We start from the raw sequence: 18197 nt of genomic DNA, 5'->3' as shown, positions 1-18197 counted from the left end.
TCACCGAGTGCTGATCGAACAGACAGTGGGCGTGGTGACCGGCGGTGGCGGCGGTCTCGGCGGTGCCGTCGTCACCATGCTCGCCGAGGGCGGCGGACAGGCCGCGATCCTGGACCTGCCGTCGTCACCGGGCGCGACGCTCGCCGAGTCACTGGGCGAGGCCGCGCTGTTCGTCCCGACCGACGTCACCCGGCCCGACCAGGTGGAGGCCGCGTTCACGACGGTCCTGGACCGGTTCGGCCGGGTGGACCTCACGGTGAACGCGGCGGGCGTGAGCCCCGCGCACCGGGTGCTCACCCGCGACCGCGTGCCGTTCCCCCTGGACCTGTTCCGCACAACGGTCGAGGTCAACCTCCTGGGCACGTTCGACGTGGTGCGGCACGCGGCACGGGCGATGAGCGCGAACGAGCCGGGCGAGGACGACGAACGCGGACTGATCGTCAACGTGGCGTCGATAGCCGGCATGGAGGGCCAGGTGGGACAGGCCGCCTACGCGGCGTCGAAGGGCGGCGTGGTCGCACTGACGCTGCCGCTGGCCAGGGACCTGGCCGCGTGGGGCATCCGGGTGATGACGATAGCGCCGGGGATCATGGACACCCCGATGCTGGCGGGCCTGGACGAGCGCCGCCGAGCGGCGCTGGTGGACCTGAACGTGTTCCCCAAGCGCCTGGGCACCCCGGACGACTTCGCCAAACTGGTACGAGGCTTCATGGAGAACACGATGCTGAACGGCGACGTGGCCCGACTGGACGCGGCGACCAGGCTCGCATGAAGCGCCACCTGTTCGACGCCGACCACGAGCTGTTCCGCACCGGCTTCCGAGCGTTCCTGGACGGCGCCGCGGCGGGAAGGCACGAGGAGTGGGAGCGCACCGGCCTGGTGGACCGCGAGTTCTGGAAGGCGGCGGGCGCGGCCGGTTTCATCGGTTTCGAGGCCGAGCAGGAACACGGCGGCCTCGGCATCGACGACTTCCGCTACAACACGGTGATCGCCGAGGAGATGGCGGCCACGGAGACCCCGGGCGACGGCTTCGTCATGAACGACATCATCGGCCCGTACCTGGTGGAGTTCGCCGACGCCGAGCAGCGCCGACGCTGGGTACCCGGCTACGTGGCAGGCGAGACGATCGTGGCGATCGCGATGTCCGAGCCGGAAGCAGGCTCCGACCTGGCCGCCATCCGCACCACGGCGGTGCCGGACGGCGACGAACTGGTACTCACCGGCACCAAGACGTTCATCACCAACGGTGCCCGCGCCGACCTGGTGCTGGTACTGGCCAGAAGCGGCGACAGAACAAGCGTCGTCGCGGTCGAGGCGGGCACACCGGGCTTCGAGCGCGGCAGGACGCTGCACAAGGTCGGCAGGCGCTCACAGGACACCGCAGAACTGTTCTTCGAGGGCGCAAGGGTGCCGATGGCCAACGTGATCGGCACACCGGGCGACGGCATGACCATCGTGAAGCGCAACCTGGCCCGCGAACGCCTGGCGATCGCGGTCACGGCCGTGGCCGCGGGCAGACACGCCTTCGACCTGGCACTGGCCCACACCCGCGAACGAAAGACGTTCGGCAAGCCGGTGGCGCGCCACCAGGCGGTGATGCACGCACTGGCGGAGCTGCGAGTGGCACTGGACGTGGCGACGAGCCACGTGGACAGCTGCGTACTGGCACTCAACGCGGGCGAGCTGACCGCGGAGGACGCGGCAGGCGCCAAGTTCTGGGCCACCGAACTGCAGTGGCGGGTGACCGACGAGTGCCTGCAGCTGTTCGGCGGCTACGGCTACATGGACGAGTACCCGATCTCCCGACTGTGGCGAGACGCCCGCGTGCAACGCATCTACGGCGGCACCAGCGAGATCATGAAGGAGATAGTCGGCAGATCCCTGGTCTCCGATGCCTGACCGAACCCGCCTGGACGGCCGAGTCGCCCTGGTCACCGGCGGCTCGCGTGGAGTGGGCCGCGCAGTGGTGCGAAGACTCGCAGAGCTGGGCGCAGAGGTGGCCTTCTGTTACCGCCGAGACGTCGGCGCGGCCGAGGAGCTGGTGGCCGAACTGGACGGAAGGGCCAGCGCCTACGCCGCGGACCTCGCCACCCCCGGCGCGGCGGCGGAGTTCGTCGCGGCAGCGAGCGCGGACCTGGGCGCACCGACCGTGCTGGTCCACAACGCGGGCATCGCCAGCTCCGGCCGCAGCGTGGAGCACACCACGCAGGAGGAGTACCTACGGCTCTACCAGGTGCACGCGCTGGCCGGCGCCGAAGCCTGCACCGCCGCGCTGCCCGGAATGCGGACGGCAGGGGGCGGGTCGATCGTGTTCGTCTCGAGCGTGGTGGCACGAGGGCTGGGCGCCGGACTGGCCCCGTACGCGATGGCAAAGGCCGCGGTCGAAGCACTGGCATCGGTGCTGTCGTTCGAGGAGCGGACGAACGGCATCCGGGTCAACGTGGTCGCACCAGGGCTGGTGTCGACCGAGATGGGCGACCGCCTGGTGCGGGCCGGCTCGGCTTCGTCAGCGGCAGAGTCACTGGACGCGCACTACCCGTTCGGACGGGTGTGCCGTCCGGAGGACGTGGCCGACGTGGTGGGCTACCTGGCCGGCGACACGTCCTCCTACCTGACCAGGCAAACGGTCGTGGTCAACGGCGGCGGCAACCCGGACACCCTGGTACACGAGGGTTAGATACCGACACTGGCCCAGTAACGCTCAAGGCCGGACGGCAGCTCGGCGAGCTGGACACGCGGCCGAACCCGGTGAGCGAGCGTCTCGATGTCGGCAGGATCGCCAAGGGGCAGGAACGCGAACCCAAGCCCCCACTCGTCACGCTCGGCAGACAGGGCGGCGGCCGTGGCCAGGACGTCGGGCCGACCGTCGTCACCGAGGGTCCAAGCCCGCAGACCGGGTCGCCCGGGAGATGTGGCCCGATGGTCGGCGGGATCGTCGTCGGCCCCAGCGAGCCAGACCAGCCCGCGCTCGTCGGCGAGAGCCGCGGCACCAGGCCCGGTGAGCCACAACGGCAGACCGGGCTGAACCGGCGATGGGGTGACGGTGACCCGCGACCACGAAACGGCGTCGTTGGCAGGCAACCGAGCGGGAATGGTCCACCGAGGTCCTTTGTGGGCGAACGGCAACCCGGAAAGGGCAAGCTGGAGCACAGCGACCGTCTCGCCGAGCAGGTCGGCCGCAGGCGAACTGAGCGCAACACCGAGCCGCCCACCAAGGCACTGGTCGGCAACCGCGATCCGCTCGGCAAGGTGCACCGGATGCAGCTCCTCGTCCACCGCCACCTCGGCCACCACCCGTATCCACCGAGTCCGCCCAGCCAACGCGGCCGCGGCAAGCAACGGATCGTCCCCGTCACCCGCCGGCAGGTAAACGGCATCAACGCCGAGATGATCGGCCCGCTCCACCAGCTCAGCCCACTCAGCCCATCCAGACGGCCCAGGCACCGATGCCACCAATCCCAACCTCACGCCACCCTCCCTTCGAAGTCATCCACAGCGACAGAGTTGTCCACAACCGACCGGTAACAACCAGCGAACGTCACGCGCGGCCGACAGACTGGCACCAACGAAAGAGCCGGGCGCAAGCCCGGACCCCCGGCCCGGGCGAAGGCGGGCACCAACTCCACCGACCACCAGCGGGACGACCATCGCGCACGCGAGATCACGCCGTCCCCCGAAGCTTGGGCAGGACATCCTCAGCCAGCCGAGCCATGACCGCACGATGCTCCCCAACCGACGCATCAGCATGCACCTGCAACACGATCGTGTCAGCGCCGGCATCACGCAGCTCGGTCAACCCGGCCAACACCCGCTCCCCGTCACCAACCACCGCAGACACACGGTTACGCTCGGACTGGCGATCCAACAGATCGGGCCGGTCGAACGCAGGCTCCCCCCGCAGCCGGAACCAGGCTCCGGTGTACTCCCGGTAGTGCGCCACGATCCGCTCCCGAACCTCGGCCTCGTCAGCGCCCGACGTGAGCCAGGTATCGACCATCACCCCAACCCGCCCAGCAGCACGCCCAGCCGCCACGGCGCTGGCCTGCGCGGCAGTCCGACGCTTGGCCAACTCGACCGCCGTCAACGTGTTGGGCAGCAGCAACGACATCCCACGGCTGCCCGCACGCTCGATGACGGCGGGCGCGATCCCCCCGACGAACACCCGGGCAGGCGACGCGAGACGACCCGCATGATCACCCAACAACCGGTCGAGGTGACCATCCATCCGCCGCCCCCGCCGAGCCCGTTCCACCCCGACCGCGTCGTACTCCTCGTCGCGATAACCAATCGACACCCCGAGATCAAGCCGATCACCGAAGTGATCGAGCAACTGACCGACATCCCGACTGACCACGCCGATGTCATGCTGTGGCAACAGATGCATCGCGGTACCCACCCGCAGCCTGCTGGTCGCCCCGAGACAGGACGCGGCGGCCAGCAACGGCTGCGGACACCACCCGTCGTACCAGAAGTGATGCTCCGCGAGCCACACCGAGTCGAAGCCCAGACTCTCGGCCAGGACCGCGTCCTCACGCAACTCCTCGTAGAGCGCAGGCCAAGGCCGAGGCCGCCGTGCGGTGGAGCGCATCGCCCACAGGCCGAGCCCAACCTGCACCGGACTCACTTCGTCATGTCCATCCGACCCTCGACGCCGTGGCTCACGAAGTTGAGCATCTCGTACGCCGAGGCAAGGTCCTGCACGTTGTTCATCTGCTCGACCAGACGCTTGTTGCACACCCGCTTGGTGTGCGCGAGCACGTGCGCAGGCCGCGCCAACAGCTTCTCGATGATCTCGTCGAGCACCCCGTCGAGCTGGTCCATCGGCACCGCGTAGTTCACCAGGTTCATCTCGGCGAGCTTGGTAACCGGCCAGGTCCGCGACAGGAACATGAACTCCTTGAGCTTGGCCGCGGTCATGGACACCGGCAGGAACGCCATAGCGCCATCACCAGGAGTAACCGCCCACGGGAAGCCCCGAGCCTCCCCGTCGCTGTCGACAACGTCACCCTGCCCGGTGTGCACGTCGGCGACCACGGCCCCGTCCCAGGCAACGATCATGTCGCACCCCCACAGCAGAGCCTGCCCGTACCCGATCGCGTCACCGTTCATCCTGGCGATGACCGGCTTCTCGATGAACGCGAGAATCTCGGTCATGCTCCGACTGGCAGGCATCGACTGACGCATGTACGGGCTGTGCATCGGGTTCAACCGGTCAGCATGCTTCTGCACGTCGTAGTGCGGCCGCCGAGACACCCGGTAGAAAGCCCCGTCGTTCTTCCCCGTGATCACGATGACCCGAATCCCACTGTCCCAGCGGAACTCCTCCAACGCGTTCAGAAGACCGACCTGCAACGGCTCGTAACCCTCCGGCTCGGCGAACCCCGCCTCCACCGTCTCCTGGTAGTCGTTGAGAATGATCCAGCCCACTTCACCGCGGCGCTCGACCTCGACACCTTTGACCGGCATTGCGCTCACGTCCTTCCTGGTTATTTCGCTTCTTCGGGTTCCGGAACCCAACCGAACTGGCGGTTGACCCGGATGTGGTCGCCCAGCGGATAACGCGCGTACCACCCGGCACGGCTGACCGCGGGCACACCCACCTGCTTGGAAAGCTCGGCACGCAACTCGGCGAACTTGAGCCCGACACTGATCACGTCGAAGATCGGCAGCTCCGGATCGTCGATACCGGCCAACCGCACGTAGCTGCAGAACGTGGAGAGCCCGGCACTCCCGATGAGGATCGAGTCCGCACCGGCGGCAGCCATCTCACGGGCCCGAGCCGACACGTCGGCGATCACCAGATCCGGCTCCTCGAACCCCTTGGTGAAGATCACCGACGTGGGAGTGTGCAGAGTGCGCTGCCCCGCGTAACGGCTGCCGAGGCCGGCGGCGTTGACCATCTGCTCCATGTTGGACGACCACGTACGGTCCTCCACGGTGACGATGCCGAACCGCCACCCGTACCCGAGGACCAGCCCGAACGCGGCCTCCATCGGCCCGACGACCGGGATGGACACCAGCGTGCGTGCCTCGGCAACGCCAGGATCACCCGAACAGGCGACCAACACCGCGTCGGCCCCGTCACGTTCGAGCGCCACGATCTCCGAGACGATGTCCACCTTGTTGAGCAGGGTGGGGTAGGCGATCGCGGTGTCGGTGGCACGGCGCAGGTGCCCGACATAACGGTGCACCAGCTCGGTGCCCTCGTTGCGCGCCCGGTCCAACGTCTCGGTGATCATCTTCGTGTACGGCTTGGAGGAGACCTCCGTCGTCACGTGCACAACGCCGATGCGCATCTCGCTATCTCCTACTCGGTCAGCCCCTGCGGAACGAGGGCTCGCGTTTGTCGATGAAGGCGGCAATGCCCTCGGCGAAGTCGGCCGACTCGGTGAGCGGCGCGAACAACGTCGCCTCGATGCGATGCCCGTCGACGACGCCCGTCTGCAGCCCCAGGTCCACCGCCCGCTTGGCCGCGGTGACCGCGAGCGGGGCGTTGCGCGCGATCCGCGCGGCGAGGTCGAGCGCCGCGGTGAGCACCTCCCCGGCAGGCACCACCTCGTCCACGAGCCCGATCGTCAGCGCCTCGGCGGCGGTGATCCGGTCCGCGGTGAAGAGCAGCCGCTTGGCCTGGCCGAGTGACACGACGCGAGGCAGGTTCTGGGTCCCGCCCGCGCCGGGGATGATGCCGAGCGACACCTCGGGCAGCCCGAGGACGGCGTTCGACGCGGCGAGCCGGATGTCACAGGCGAGCGCCAGCTCGAGACCGCCGCCAAGGGCGGTGCCGTTGATGGCCGCGATCACCGGCTGCGGCAGCCGGCGCAGCTGGTCCTGCACCTCCTGGATGCGCAGCACGTACCGCTCGGACCGGTAGGCGTTCAGCGTCTTCAGATAGGCGATGTCACCACCGGCCATGAAGTGCCTACCCGCTGCGGTGATCACCAGCGCCCGCGCGTCCGGGTCCTCGCCGACACCGGCCGCCAGCTCCGCGATCGCCTCGGCGATGTCCGGGTGGAACGCGTTGACCGGCGGGTTGTCGACGGTGATCACGGCGGTGGAACCGTGCCGGGCGATGGTGACCGGCGAGACCTCAGAACCCAAGGGACAGCCCTCCGCAGACGAACAACGACTGCCCGGTGACGTAACCGGCGGCAGGCGAGGAGAAGAACGCCACGACGTCGGCGACCTCACGCGCCGTGCCGGGCCTGCGCATCGGCACCCGGGCCACGCTCTGTTCCTGGTAGTCCTTCGGGACGGTGCGGAACATGCCCGCGTCGACCACTCCCGGGGCGACGCAGTTGACCGTGACCCCGTGGGGTGCCAGCTCCATCGCGGCGGCGCGGGTCATGCCCTCGATCGCGCCCTTGGCCGCGCCGTACGCACTACCCGCGATCGAGCCCCGCACCGCGATCGAGCTCATGTTGACGATCCGGCCGTAACGCGCGGACCGCATGGCCGGGGCGGCCGCACGCATGGTGTGCATGGTGCCGAGCACGTGGGTGCTGATGGTGAGCCCGAAGTCGGTGTCGGCGATCTTGTGCAGCACCTGGTTGCGGACCACGCCCGCGAGGTTGACCAGCACGTCCAGTCGTCCGCCCTCGGCCAGCACGTCGGCGACGAGCGCGTCGACCGCCGCCGGGTCGGTGACGTCCAGCGCACGCAGTGACAGGCGGCCGGGCGCTTCACCGGCGTCGAGGCCGCCGAGCAGGTCGGTGGTCAGGTCGGAGGCGAAGACGTGCAGACCGTGCGCCAGGAGGGTCCGCACACACTCCCCGCCGAGACCGCCGCCCGCGCCGGTGACGAGCGCGACCCGGGGCGACTGCCCGTCACCTTCGCGCTCCGCCACATCCCGCACCGCAGGCCGCCTTTCCGCCACCGTCTTCTATCAAACGATTGGTTGAATCGGATGCTCTCTCACCCTGCCCACGACTGTCAAGCCTGGCAGGCGGCCGATCAGAAAATCAAACGAACGGAAGTTTGACCAAACGCAGCGGCGCATGCTTCAGTGAGCGCCAGCGGGAAGGAGGGCGGCGATGGCCGAAGTCGTCAGCGCCGAGAGCCTGTTCGGGCTCACCGGGCGCACCGCAGTCATCACCGGCGGCACCCGCGGAGTCGGCCGGGCCGCGGCGGAGGCACTGCTGGGCCAGGGCGCCGAGGTCATGGTCACCAGCCGCTCGGCCGACGAGGCCGCGGCCGCCCAGCGGGAGCTGTCCGAGCTGGGCAAGGCGCACGCGGTCGCCGCCGACCTCGGGGACCAGACCGGCGTGACGCGGTTCGCGAGCGAGGTGCTCGAGCGCTTCCCCCAGGTGCACGTGCTCGTCAACAACGCGGGCCGGAGCTGGGGCGCGCCCTTCGAGGACTACCCGGCGGGCGCGTTCACCAAGCTGCTGCAGCTCAACACCGTGGCGCCGTTCCACCTCGTCCAGGCACTGCTGCCGGCACTGACCGCGGCCGCCACCGAGGAGGACCCGGCCCGTGTGATCAACATCGGGTCCATCGACGGGCACGCCGTCGGCCCCTTCCAGAACTACGGCTACGCCACCGCCAAGGCGGCACTGCACCACCTGACCCGGGTACTCGCCCGAGAGCTGGGGCCGCGGCACATCACGGTCAACTGCCTCGCGCTCGGCCCGATCCTGACCAGACTGACCTCGGTACTGCTGGACGCCGAGGGCGAGCGGATGGTCCGCAACAACCCCCTCGGCAGAATCGGCCGCCTGCGAGACGTGTGCGCGCCGGTGCTCCTGCTAGCCGGACCCGGCGGCAGCTACCTGACCGGCGCCGTGCTCCCGGTCGACGGCGGCTACGCCGTCAGCCGCTGGTGCGACGGCTGACCAGCACCCCACGAGGAGCGTCGGATGTACACGGAAACACCAGAACAGGCCCTGCTGCGCGCGTCCGTGCGCAAGCTCGCCAGGGGTTACGGCCACGAGTACTGGCTGCGGCAGGCCCGCGACCCGGAACGCACCGACGAGCAGTGGCTCGAGCTGGGCCGCAACGGCTACCTCGGCGTGAACTTCCCCGAGGAGTACGGCGGCGGCGGTGGCGGCGTCGCCGAGTTGGCGATCGTGTGCGAGGAGCTGGCCGCCGCGGGCACCCCGTCGTTCATGCTGATCGTGTCCAGCTCCATCTGCGGTGAGCTGCTGGTACGACACGGCACCGACGAGCAGCGCGGGTACTGGCTGCCCAGGATGGCAGGCGGCAGCACGAAGCTGTGCTTCTCCATCACCGAGCCGGACGCGGGCTCCAACACCCACAAACTGTCCACGGTGGCCCGTCAGGACGGCGAGGACTGGGTGCTGAACGGCACCAAGTACTACGCGTCCGGCGTGGACCAGGCCGAGGCCGTCGTCGTGGTCGCCCGCACGGGCACCGACCCGGACACCGGACGGGGCAGGCTCTCGCTGTTCCTGGTGCCGACCGACGCGCCCGGTCTGCAGCGCACGCTGATCCCGGTCGAGGTGACGGCACCGGAGAAGCAGTTCACACTGTTCTTCGACGACGTGCGGTTACCCGCGTCGGCCATGATCGGCACCGAGGGCGAGGGCATGCGGCAGGTGTTCGGCGGCCTCAACCCCGAGCGGATCATGGCCGCCGCCTTCGAGAACGGCATCGCCCTGTACGCATTGGAGAAGGCGAGCACCTACGCAGGCGACCGCAAGGTCTGGGACGTGCCGATCGGCGCGCACCAGGGCGTGGCGCACATGCTGGCCAAGTCCAAGATCGAGGTCGAGCTGGCCAGGCTGATGACGCAGAAGGCGGCCTGGCTGCACGACAACAGCGAACCAGCGGGCGAGGCGGCCAACATGGCGAAGTACGCCGCGGCCGAGGCGTGCCTGGCCGCACTGGACAACGCCATACAAACCCACGGCGGCAACGGTTTCGCCACCGAGTACGGCCTGGCCACCCTGTGGGGCGCGGCCCGGCTGCAGCGGACCACACCGGTGAGCCGGGAGATGATCTTCAACTTCGTCGCCCAGCACTCCCTCGGGCTGCCCCGGTCGTACTGACATGGCGCTCCACGTCGGCATGGGCCTGTGGAACATGCGCTCGACCGCAGCACACCCGGCCCCGCACCCGGAGCTGTACGCGACGCTGGTGTCGGACGCGCGGGCCGCGGAGGAGGCCGGGTTCGACTCGATCTGGCTTGGCGAGCACCGGTACTGGTACGACGGCTGGTGCCCGCAGCCCGTGCTCGCGGCGGCCGCGGTTCTCGGCGCCACACAACGGATCTCGGTGGGCACGGCCGTGCACCTGTTGCCCCAGCACGATCTCGGCCCGGCGGTGGGTCTGGTCAGGCGAATCCAGGCACTGTGGCCGGGACGGCTGCGACTGGGTGTCGGCCTCGGCTACCGGGCAGGCGAGTACGCGGTGACCGGACTGGACATCACCGACCGGGTCCGCCGCCTGGTCGACGGACTCGACGCACTGGTGGCCGAGGGTCTGGGTGAGCTGGTGCTGGTCGGCGGGATGCGCCCGGCCACCATGGCGCGGGCCGCCCGACGCGGCCTTGGCGTGCTGCTGCCACCGACGACCACACTGGCCAGGACCGTCGATCTGGTGGGCCGACTCCGAACCGCGGCACCCGAGGTGCCGGTCGGGTTGATGCGTGACGTGTGGCTGGGATCGCCGGAGTGGTACGAAGAAGTCCTGCGACCGCACTACACCGAGTACGTGACCGCGTGGTGGGCGCCGAACGACGAGGCCGTGCCCGGTCAGGTGGAGCGCAACCTGGTGACCGCCATCGCGGGCACGGCCGACGAACTCACCGAGGCACTCAGGCCGTTCCTGGCGGCCGGAGTGGACACTCTGGTACTGCAAGCACACATAGAGCCGACCCGCACGCGACGGGCCGAGCAGATCGCCACGCTCGGCGAGTCGCTCCTCCCCCGTCTCCGTTCACTGTCAAGGAGCGCCGCATGAGCCAGGACACCGTGGACCGCTACTTCGCCACCATGAACGGCGAGCAGTGGGACGAGTTCGCCACCCTGTGGACCGAGGACGCGCTGCTGACCCCGGTCGGCGCACGCCCGCGCACGGGCCCGAAGGAGATCACGGCGTTCTACAGTGGACTCTTCACACCATGGCAGACCCACTGGGACCAGCCGACCCGCACCCACGTAGCCGACGACGGCTCCATCGCGACGGCCGTCACCTTCACCGGCCGCACCACTCGGGGCCTGGAGGTCAGCTTCGACGCCGTGGACCTGTTCGAGTTCCAGGGCGGCCTCATCAGCCGTCTGTCCAACTTCTACGACCTCCTCCACGTCCGCCGCCTACTGGAGACCGAACCGGCTACCAGGTAGGCACGTCAGTCGCACGTCGCGATCACCGCGTCGCTCACCTCGCCCAGGTGGCGTGCGCCCGCGTGGCCGGCGAGCAGCAGGTCGGTCAGGTACACGAAGACCAGCCGGCGATCCGGGTCCGCCCAGCCGATGCAGCAGTTGCTCCCGTCGTGGCCGAACGTCGACCGGGTGCTCGACCGTCCCAGGGGAGAGAAGTGGCTGGGCTCCGCGTCGGGGTGGCCCAGCTGGAACCCCTGTGCCCAGCGGGCCGGCAGTCGGGTCACCCGGTCCATCGGGGCGCCCGGGGCGGCCGGCCGCCGAGCCTCCGCTATCGAGTCCTCGCCCAGGACTCGGGTGCCGTCCAGCGTGCCACCGTTGAGCAGCGCCTGGTAGAAGCGGGCCAGATCCCTTGCGGTCGTGGAGATCCCGCCCGACGGGATCACCGCGCGGCGGGTGGCGCGGCGGTTGACGACGTGTCCGACGACCGCCGCGAGGCCACGACCGCGGACCGGGACATGCCGGTGCCACAACGAGTCCGGCAGGCCGAGATACGTGTCCGACAGGCCGAGCGGGTCCAGGAACTCCTTGCGCAGCAGATCTTCCGGGCGGTCACCGGTGACCCGGCGGACCAGTTCTCCCAGGATGAAGCCGAACGCGATCGCCTGGTACGCGGGGACCTCGCCCGGTCGCCAACGCGGTCGCGCCTCCTCCTGGCGGCGCACCGACCGCGACCAGTCGGTCAGCGCCAACGCGTCGCCGACGTACGTTCGTGTCGCGAACAAGCCGGATCGGTGTCGCAGCACATGCCGCACGGTGACCGACTCCTTGCCACGGGCACCGAACTCCGGCCAGTGCCTGGCTACCGGATCGTCCAGGTCCAACTCGCCCCGTTCGGCGAGCAGGTGCACCAGCAGCGCCACGAACGGTTTGCTCGCCGAGAAGATCCAGAACAACGAGTCGGGCTCGCAGCCGACCGCGTGGTCCAGGAGAACCTCCCCGTCCCGCAGGACGCACAGCTGCGCCCGCACGCCCCGTGCGCGGACCAGCTCCAGCGGGTTCGTCTCTCCTGCCATGATCCGAATGTTAGGTCCTACCCCGGACCGCCGTCCGGTCGGCGCGAACGGGCTCGTCACGACGCGCGGGGACGGCCTCCGGCGGCAGCTGTCGCCGGAGGCCGTCGGGTCAGGCCGGTCGGTCAGCCGGTGGGACCGCTCCACTGCTGGTTCGCGCTACCCGAGCACGCCCACAGCCGCACCCTGGTGGCGTTGGCGGTGGCGGGGATGTCGAGGCACAGGCCCGACTGGACGTTCGTGACCGTGCCGTTGGAGTTGAGGTTCCACTGCTGGTTCGAGTCACCGTCGCAGTCCCAGATGACGACCGCCGTGCCGTTGGTCGTCCCCCGGCCGCTGGCGCCGAGGCACTTGTTGCCGTACACGGTGAGCTGCTTGCTCGACGTGTACGTCCACAGCTGGTTGGCGTTGGTGTGGCAGTCGTACACCTGCAGTTGCGTGCCGTTCGACGTGCTGGCGTTGGGCACGTCCAGGCACCTGCCCGCTCCCGTCGACCGCACGTTGCCGCTCCCGCCGGTCCCGGGGTCCTCGGGGTCCTCCGGGTCCTCGGGGCCTGCGCTGTTGAGGGCGTCGAGCACCGCGGTATACGCGGCCTTCTTGTTGCCGGAGTTGTCGAACAGCAGCGGGTTCTCCCCGGTCCGCCAGGAGTCGCTGTCCCTGATGCCCCACACGGTGATGCCCGTGCAGCGGGACACGGCCAGGCAGGCGCGGGTGACGTTGCCGTACACGGCGGCCTGGTTCGAGCCGGAGATGTCCAGCTCGGTGATCTGCACGTCGACGCCGAGGTTCGCGAAGCGCGCCAGGTTGGCCTGGTAGTCACCCGGCACGGAGTTGCTCAGGTGGGACTGGAACCCGACGCAGTCGATCGGCACGCCGCGGTTCTTGAAGTCGGCCACCATGTTGTAGATGCCGGTGCTCTTCGCGTTCACGCCGTCGGTGTTGTAGTCGTTGTAGCAGAGCTTGGCGTTCGGGTCGGCCGACCGGGCCGCGCGGAACGCCGCCTCGATCCAGTCGTTGCCGGTGCGCTGCAGGTTCGAGTCGCGCCGACCACCGCCGCTGCCGTCGGCGAACGCCTCGTTCACCACGTCCCACGCATAGACCTGGCCGCGGTAGTGGGTGGCGACCTGGGTGACGTGGTTGATCATGGCCGAACGCAGGGTGCTGCCGGAAAGGCTCTGCGCCCAACCGGGCTGCTGCTGGTGCCAGAGCAGGGCGTGCCCACGCAGGCGCGCCCCCTGGCTACTGGCCTGGCCGGCGATGCGGTCGCCGTTGGTGTAGTTGAAGGAGTTGCGGTTCGGCTCGGTCGCGTCCCACTTCATCTCGTTCTCCGGCGTGATGCTGTTGAACTCACGCCGGAGGATCGTGCTGTAAGTGCTGTCACCGAGCTTGCCCGCCGCGACGGCGGCACCGAAGTACCGGCCGGACTGCGCGGCCGCGGCACCCAGGGTCGTCGCGGCGGCGGCGGTACCGGCGAACACCGACACCAACCCGACGGCCATCAGACCGACGGTGAGGAGCACCGTCGCCGCGCGACGGGCTCTCGGAATTGCGTGAACCATGGCGAATTTCCCTCCGACGACATTGTCTGCAGGGGTCGAAGAGCGGGATGGCGGGCATTACGCCCGGGCAGGCACTGTGAGCGTGCCCATGCACTCCCGCACAAAGTGATGAGCAACTTCAGCAGTGAATGTAGCCACGCCACCGACAGCAAGTCAATGATTACCGAATGTTTCGATGTGAGCGTTAACCCCGTTCATTTCGGAAAGTTTCGAAATGTGTCACCGAGTCGCACGCAATTCCGAAACTTTCGCCGGCAGGTCCGAAGAGGACGCTACGGCGCAGGCGACACGTCCGGCGGACCCGTCGACGTAGTCCTGGTTCGAGGCGGCATCGGGTTCGTACCGGTGACCAGCTCTTGCCCAACAGCCTGATCTGCCGGACCACGTCGTGACCCGCGCGGCCGGTCAGCGCAGGACGACCAGGGGCTGGTCGCGTTCGGTGTGGAGTCGCCACAGTTCGTCGGCGACCTCGGCCGGTTCGTGGCGGGCTCCCGGGCCGATCGGCCCGACCACCGTGACCTGCGCGGCGTGCACGCCCTCGGGGGCGAGCGCGTCGTGGAGCATGCGCGTGTAGGCCGACTCGGCCGCGTACGCGATGCCGGAGACCGCGCGGTCGCGGTGAGGTTCGACGGCGGCGCCGCCCGTGGTGAACAGCAGGGTGCCGCGTCCCCGCCCGCGCATGTCCGGCAGGACCGCGCGGACGGCCGTCGCGGCGGCCACGACACTCAGTGCCAGCGCGCTCGCGACGTCCGACGGCTCGGTGTCGAGCACCGGCCTGATCCACGCGACGCTCGGCCGCGGGCTGAACAGCACCGCCTCGATGGGGCCGAGTCGTTCCCGCAGCGCGCCGATCACCGCCGCGAGTGCCCGCTCGTCGGTGACGTCCGCGGTCTCGGCCGCTGTCGGGATGCCCTCGGTGGCCAGCTCGGACGCCAGGGCACCCAGGCGCTCGGCGTCGCGTGCGACCAGGCCGACGGGATGTCCCTCTCGGCCGAACCGGCGGGCCGCCGCGGCGCCGAGGCCCCGGCCTGCTCCGATCACGACGAACGCACCCGTGCTCATGTCTCCTCCAGATCCGCGCTCCTGGTCAGCGCCTCGTTCCTGTCGATCTCGCGTCGCCTCCGGTCCAGGCTCGCGCGTGCTCCGGCCAGCGCGTCGGAGCCCAGCAGCAGCCGCAGGGGTGGCTTGTCCAGGTCCACGACCGCGGCGATCGCCTCGGCTGCCCGTGCCGGGTCGCCGGGCTGGCGGCCGGACACCGCCAGGGTGGCGTCGCGGCGCTTGCCCGCGGTCTGCTCGTAGTCGTCGAGGCGCGTCGGGGACTGCCGCATCGACGCCCCTGCCCACCGGGTGCGCAGGGCACCCGGCTCGACGATCGTCACCGCGATGCCGAGCGGCGCGACCTCCGCGGCCAGCGACTCCGACAGGCCCTCCAGGGCGAACTTCGTGGCGTGGTAGTAGCCGGTCGCCGCGAAGGCCGCCAGGCCGCCGAAGGACGAGACGTTGACGATCCGCCCCGAGCGGCGGGCCCGCATGCCGGGCAGCACCGCCCTGAGGACCGTCACCACGCCGTGCACATTGGTCTCGAACAGGGCGCGGACCGCCGCGTCCTCGCCCTCCTCGACGGCCGCCAGGTAGCCGTAGCCCGCGTTGTCGACCAGGACGTCGACGCGGCCGAACGTCTCCTCGCAGGCCCGGACGGCCGAGGCCACCGACGCGGGGTCGGTGACGTCCAGCCGCAGGGCCAGTGCGCGGTCGCCGTGCCCTGCGACGAGATCGGTCACGGCCGTGCGGTCACGGGCGGTGACCGCGACCCGGTCACCCCGCTCGAGGGCGTGTTCGGCGATGGCGCGGCCCAGGCCGCTGGAGCAGCCGGTGACGAGCCACACCGGTGTTTCGTTCGACATGCCTCCATGGCACCAGCGGGCCCCCGGACGTGCCACGCCCCCGTGAGGGTGGCTCCCGCAGGGTCAGCTTCGCCGGTTTCGCGGCGGTAGAGTCGCGCTGGATGGCATCCGACGACAACCAGCTCGGCTCCTTCCTCCGCAGCCGCCGGGAGCGGATCGACGCCGCCTCGGCGGGTGTCGTCGACACCGCGCGACGCCGGGTCACCGGGCTGCGCCGTGAGGAGCTGGCCCTGCTCGCCGGGCTCAGCCCGTCCTACTACACGCGGATCGAGCAGGGCCGCGACCGGCATCCGTCCCGCGAGATCCTCGAAGCCCTGGCCCGCGCGCTGCGGCTGGACGACACCGAGCGGACCTACCTGTGGTCCCTCGCGATGCCGGGGCTGGCCCCGGCCGACCCCGGCGCCGGCGCTGCCCACACGGTTCGGCCGGGGGTGCTGCACCTGCTGGAGCGCTGGGCGGACCTGCCCGCCTTCGTCGTCGGCCCCAACCGTGACGTGCTGGCAGGCACCGCGCTCGCGGCCCGGGTCAACCCGGCGTGGCGCCCGGGCCGCAACCTGATCGAGTTCACCTTCCTCGACCCGCGTGCCCGGGAGGTCTATCCCGACTGGGACGACATCGGCCTGCAGGCCGTGGCCGGGCTGCGTGCCACCGCCGCCGCACGCCACGCCGAGCTTGCCGAGTTCGTGGCGAGCATGCGCGAGCGCAGCGACACGTTCCGGGCGCTGTGGGACTCCCACGACGTGTACGACCGCGTGATGGGCGAGAAACGGCTGCGCGTCGACGGGGTCGGCGTCCTCCGCCTCGGTTTCGAGACCTTCGCGCTCGCCGGTCCCGAGGACCACGTGCTGTACGTGTACTTCGCCGAACCCGGCAGCGCGGACGACGAGGCACTGCGCGGACTCGCCTGAGCGGCACACGGTCTACTCGCGACAGAGCCGTCCCTCGAAGCGCACCACGCCCGCGGTGTGCGCGCCGTCCGGCTTCGTCCAGCCGCGGCTGCGGAAGGTACCGCCGTACCCCGCGAACCGCTCCGTGCCCTCAACGACCGTGTACTCGACTTCCATGAACGTCACGTCGGTCTCCGGGTCGACGCGCACGGTGACCCTGTCGCGGGTGTGCAGCCGTGAGCCGTCCTTGTCCAGGAAGTGGTGGAACATGGTGAACGTGAGGGAACCGTCGCCCGCGTCCTCCGGCTCGCTCGTCGGCTCGCCGTAGGCCGCGCCGTCGACGGTCCCGGTCACCGCGCCGATCCCGCTCTTCTCCGTCAGGGTGAGGAGGTTGGCCGTGCCACCCATGCTGATGCACTCGGTAGTGTCCATGCCGGGAGGGTGCTCGCCCCGGCCCGGTCTCGACAAGAAACCGTGCCGTATCGGCAAATCGCTATGCGGCAACCTGTTTCGGGGTGCTCACGGGACCAGGACGACCTTGCCCTGCGCGTGTCCCTCCTCGACGAGCGCGAGTGCCGCACCGGCCTCACTCAGCGGCCGGACCTGTGTGACGTGCGGGTCGAGGTCCCCGGTGGCCACCAGCCGCGCCAACTCGGCCAGCACGCGCGTACTGCGGTCACGCTCCACGCTCCGCCCGCCCAACGTGCCGACCAGCGCCTTGTCCGCGACGGAGAACAGCCGTTCCGGGGGACCGAGAGGCGCGACCGTGCGCAGCGCGTCCCCGCCGACGAGGTCGAACACCCCGTCGACCCCCTGCGGCGCCTCGGCGGCGATGCGGTCGACGACGCCTTCCCCGTACGCCACGGGAACCGCCCCGAGCCCGGCGAGGAACGCGTGTTTGGCCGGGCTCGCGGTGCCGATCACCCGGATCCCACGCAGCCGGGCCAGCTGCAGCAGCGGCACGCCCACGCCACCACCCGCCCCGTTCACCAGCAGGGTGCTCCCCTCCGGCAGGGCGAGCTGGTTCAGAGCGTCGTACGCGGTGCCCGCCGCGACCGGCAGCACGGCGGCGGCCTCCGGCGTCACCCCCTCGGGCCTTCGCGCGGCGAAACCGGCGGTGACCAGCGCCTGCTCGGCCCAGCCACCGACCATCCCGGGACAGCCCCCGAACACCTCGTCCCCCGCCGCGAACCCGGTCACCCCCGGCCCGCAGGCGAGGACGGTCCCGGCGACCTCGCGGCCGAACACCGCGGAGCGCACGTCCCCGTAGGAACCCTCCCGCAACCGCCAGTCACCCGGGTTCACCCCGGCCGCACGCACCCGGACCAGCAGCTCGCCCTCCCCCGGCTCCGGCACCGGCACGTCCAGAAAGGACTCCTGCTCGGGACCGCCGACCCGCGCAAACCCGTACGCCCGCACAGCCACCTCCACCGTCGCTCACGCACAACCTAGTGCGAGGCACGTGTCGCGCACCCGGCAACCGCCAGGTGGACGG

20 protein-coding genes are annotated in these 18197 nt (G+C 70.3%); 8 read left to right on the top strand and 12 right to left on the bottom strand.

Annotation, left to right across the window (positions count from 1 at the left end):
- Nucleotides 1-7 precede the first annotated feature (7 nt).
- The 3 genes from CLV71_RS05445 to CLV71_RS05435 are packed head-to-tail and all read left to right on the top strand — an operon-like array spanning nucleotide 8 to nucleotide 2677.
- Nucleotides 8-772, top strand: a complete 765-nt coding sequence (locus CLV71_RS05445) for an SDR family NAD(P)-dependent oxidoreductase (RefSeq protein WP_133901487.1) — start codon at nucleotides 8-10, stop codon at nucleotides 770-772.
- Nucleotides 769-1899, top strand: coding sequence for an acyl-CoA dehydrogenase family protein (locus tag CLV71_RS05440; RefSeq protein ID WP_133901486.1), 1131 nt, complete (start codon nucleotides 769-771; stop codon nucleotides 1897-1899). Before CLV71_RS05445 ends, CLV71_RS05440 begins: the two co-directional genes overlap by 4 nt.
- Complete coding sequence (locus CLV71_RS05435) at nucleotides 1892-2677, top strand: SDR family NAD(P)-dependent oxidoreductase (protein ID WP_133901485.1); 786 nt, start codon at nucleotides 1892-1894, stop codon at nucleotides 2675-2677. The genes CLV71_RS05440 and CLV71_RS05435 overlap by 8 nt, the downstream gene beginning before the upstream one ends.
- Here the strand turns inward: CLV71_RS05435 and CLV71_RS05430 are convergent.
- The 6 genes from CLV71_RS05430 to CLV71_RS05405 form a co-directional block, all read right to left on the bottom strand.
- Nucleotides 2674-3444 carry an LLM class flavin-dependent oxidoreductase gene (locus tag CLV71_RS05430; protein WP_279588714.1) on the bottom strand — a complete coding sequence of 257 codons (771 nt, stop codon included), beginning with the start codon at nucleotides 3442-3444 and terminating at the stop codon, nucleotides 2674-2676. The two genes, CLV71_RS05435 and CLV71_RS05430, sit on opposite strands and share 4 nt — an antisense overlap.
- A gap of 217 nt (nucleotides 3445-3661) precedes the next feature.
- Complete coding sequence (locus CLV71_RS05425) at nucleotides 3662-4624, bottom strand: LLM class flavin-dependent oxidoreductase (protein ID WP_133901483.1); 963 nt, start codon at nucleotides 4622-4624, stop codon at nucleotides 3662-3664.
- The gene (locus CLV71_RS05420; RefSeq protein WP_133901482.1) at nucleotides 4621-5466 is read right to left on the bottom strand and encodes an enoyl-CoA hydratase/isomerase family protein; all 846 of its coding nucleotides are present in this window, start codon (nucleotides 5464-5466) and stop codon (nucleotides 4621-4623) included. The genes CLV71_RS05425 and CLV71_RS05420 overlap by 4 nt, the downstream gene beginning before the upstream one ends.
- A gap of 20 nt (nucleotides 5467-5486) precedes the next feature.
- Entirely contained in the window at nucleotides 5487-6296 is an 810-nt protein-coding gene (locus CLV71_RS05415) for an aspartate/glutamate racemase family protein (protein WP_133901481.1), read from the bottom strand.
- A 19-nt stretch (nucleotides 6297-6315) separates the two neighbouring features.
- On the bottom strand, nucleotides 6316-7098 hold the full coding sequence (locus CLV71_RS05410) for an enoyl-CoA hydratase/isomerase family protein (protein WP_133901480.1): 783 nt from the start codon (nucleotides 7096-7098) through the stop codon (nucleotides 6316-6318).
- A complete protein-coding gene (locus CLV71_RS05405; protein ID WP_133901479.1) occupies nucleotides 7088-7843 on the bottom strand; it encodes an SDR family oxidoreductase in 756 nt (251 codons plus the stop codon). The genes CLV71_RS05410 and CLV71_RS05405 overlap by 11 nt, the downstream gene beginning before the upstream one ends.
- Before the next feature lie 187 nt (nucleotides 7844-8030).
- On the opposite strand from CLV71_RS05405, the gene CLV71_RS05400 reads away from it, so the two are divergent.
- The 4 genes from CLV71_RS05400 to CLV71_RS05385 are packed head-to-tail and all read left to right on the top strand — an operon-like array spanning nucleotide 8031 to nucleotide 11303.
- Nucleotides 8031-8831 carry an SDR family oxidoreductase gene (locus CLV71_RS05400; RefSeq protein ID WP_133901478.1) on the top strand — a complete coding sequence of 267 codons (801 nt, stop codon included), beginning with the start codon at nucleotides 8031-8033 and terminating at the stop codon, nucleotides 8829-8831.
- 24 nt (nucleotides 8832-8855) lie between these two features.
- Entirely contained in the window at nucleotides 8856-10007 is a 1152-nt protein-coding gene (locus CLV71_RS05395; RefSeq protein ID WP_133901477.1) for an acyl-CoA dehydrogenase family protein, read from the top strand.
- Between the two features lies 1 nt (nucleotide 10008).
- Entirely contained in the window at nucleotides 10009-10920 is a 912-nt protein-coding gene (locus CLV71_RS05390) for an LLM class flavin-dependent oxidoreductase (RefSeq protein ID WP_133901476.1), read from the top strand.
- A complete protein-coding gene (locus tag CLV71_RS05385) occupies nucleotides 10917-11303 on the top strand; it encodes a nuclear transport factor 2 family protein (RefSeq protein ID WP_133901475.1) in 387 nt (128 codons plus the stop codon). Before CLV71_RS05390 ends, CLV71_RS05385 begins: the two co-directional genes overlap by 4 nt.
- 5 nt (nucleotides 11304-11308) lie before the next feature.
- Here CLV71_RS05385 and CLV71_RS05380 read toward each other — a convergent pair whose 3' ends face one another.
- From CLV71_RS05380 to CLV71_RS05365, 4 genes are all read right to left on the bottom strand, one after another.
- Nucleotides 11309-12355: a serine hydrolase domain-containing protein gene (locus CLV71_RS05380; protein ID WP_133901474.1), complete on the bottom strand. Its 1047-nt coding sequence runs from the start codon at nucleotides 12353-12355 to the stop codon at nucleotides 11309-11311.
- 122 nt (nucleotides 12356-12477) lie between these two features.
- A complete protein-coding gene (locus CLV71_RS05375; RefSeq protein WP_133901473.1) occupies nucleotides 12478-13911 on the bottom strand; it encodes an endo-1,4-beta-xylanase in 1434 nt (477 codons plus the stop codon).
- A gap of 405 nt (nucleotides 13912-14316) precedes the next feature.
- Nucleotides 14317-14973, bottom strand: coding sequence for an SDR family NAD(P)-dependent oxidoreductase (locus CLV71_RS05370; RefSeq protein ID WP_133901472.1), 657 nt, complete (start codon nucleotides 14971-14973; stop codon nucleotides 14317-14319).
- Complete coding sequence (locus CLV71_RS05365; RefSeq protein ID WP_133901471.1) at nucleotides 14970-15815, bottom strand: oxidoreductase; 846 nt, start codon at nucleotides 15813-15815, stop codon at nucleotides 14970-14972. The genes CLV71_RS05370 and CLV71_RS05365 overlap by 4 nt, the downstream gene beginning before the upstream one ends.
- A 101-nt stretch (nucleotides 15816-15916) precedes the next feature.
- Between CLV71_RS05365 and CLV71_RS05360 the strand changes: the two genes are divergently transcribed.
- On the top strand, nucleotides 15917-16723 hold the full coding sequence (locus CLV71_RS05360; protein WP_133901470.1) for a helix-turn-helix domain-containing protein: 807 nt from the start codon (nucleotides 15917-15919) through the stop codon (nucleotides 16721-16723).
- Nucleotides 16724-16735: 12 nt separating this feature from the next.
- Here the strand turns inward: CLV71_RS05360 and CLV71_RS05355 are convergent, their stop codons facing one another.
- Together CLV71_RS05355 and CLV71_RS05350 are read right to left on the bottom strand one after the other, a co-directional pair.
- The gene (locus CLV71_RS05355; RefSeq protein ID WP_133901469.1) at nucleotides 16736-17134 is read right to left on the bottom strand and encodes a hypothetical protein; all 399 of its coding nucleotides are present in this window, start codon (nucleotides 17132-17134) and stop codon (nucleotides 16736-16738) included.
- Nucleotides 17135-17221: 87 nt separating this feature from the next.
- Nucleotides 17222-18127, bottom strand: a complete 906-nt coding sequence (locus CLV71_RS05350; RefSeq protein ID WP_424923864.1) for an NADP-dependent oxidoreductase — start codon at nucleotides 18125-18127, stop codon at nucleotides 17222-17224.
- Nucleotides 18128-18197 lie beyond the last annotated feature (70 nt).

This window comes from Actinophytocola oryzae, assembly GCF_004364325.1.
GTDB lineage: Bacteria > Actinomycetota > Actinomycetes > Mycobacteriales > Pseudonocardiaceae > Actinophytocola > Actinophytocola oryzae.
The sequence above is the reverse complement of the archived record's forward strand: the minus strand, read 5'-3'. Positions and strand labels throughout refer to the sequence as shown.

Excerpts from the sequence above, each read along its gene's own strand:
- CLV71_RS05435 (WP_133901485.1), top strand. The coding sequence starts at position 1,892 with ATGCCTGACCGAACCCGCCTGGACGGCCGAGTCGCCCTGGTCACCGGC.
- CLV71_RS05400 (WP_133901478.1), top strand. The coding sequence starts at position 8,031 with ATGGCCGAAGTCGTCAGCGCCGAGAGCCTGTTCGGGCTCACCGGGCGC.
- CLV71_RS05420 (WP_133901482.1), bottom strand. The coding sequence starts at position 5,466 with ATGCCGGTCAAAGGTGTCGAGGTCGAGCGCCGCGGTGAAGTGGGCTGG.
- CLV71_RS05415 (WP_133901481.1), bottom strand. The coding sequence starts at position 6,296 with ATGCGCATCGGCGTTGTGCACGTGACGACGGAGGTCTCCTCCAAGCCG.
- CLV71_RS05440 (WP_133901486.1), top strand. The coding sequence starts at position 769 with ATGAAGCGCCACCTGTTCGACGCCGACCACGAGCTGTTCCGCACCGGC.
- CLV71_RS05375 (WP_133901473.1), bottom strand. The coding sequence starts at position 13,911 with ATGGTTCACGCAATTCCGAGAGCCCGTCGCGCGGCGACGGTGCTCCTC.
- CLV71_RS05380 (WP_133901474.1), bottom strand. The coding sequence starts at position 12,355 with ATGGCAGGAGAGACGAACCCGCTGGAGCTGGTCCGCGCACGGGGCGTG.
- CLV71_RS05355 (WP_133901469.1), bottom strand. The coding sequence starts at position 17,134 with ATGGACACTACCGAGTGCATCAGCATGGGTGGCACGGCCAACCTCCTC.
- CLV71_RS05360 (WP_133901470.1), top strand. The coding sequence starts at position 15,917 with ATGGCATCCGACGACAACCAGCTCGGCTCCTTCCTCCGCAGCCGCCGG.
- CLV71_RS05390 (WP_133901476.1), top strand. The coding sequence starts at position 10,009 with ATGGCGCTCCACGTCGGCATGGGCCTGTGGAACATGCGCTCGACCGCA.
- CLV71_RS05370 (WP_133901472.1), bottom strand. The coding sequence starts at position 14,973 with ATGAGCACGGGTGCGTTCGTCGTGATCGGAGCAGGCCGGGGCCTCGGC.
- CLV71_RS05365 (WP_133901471.1), bottom strand. The coding sequence starts at position 15,815 with ATGTCGAACGAAACACCGGTGTGGCTCGTCACCGGCTGCTCCAGCGGC.
- CLV71_RS05385 (WP_133901475.1), top strand. The coding sequence starts at position 10,917 with ATGAGCCAGGACACCGTGGACCGCTACTTCGCCACCATGAACGGCGAG.
- CLV71_RS05395 (WP_133901477.1), top strand. The coding sequence starts at position 8,856 with ATGTACACGGAAACACCAGAACAGGCCCTGCTGCGCGCGTCCGTGCGC.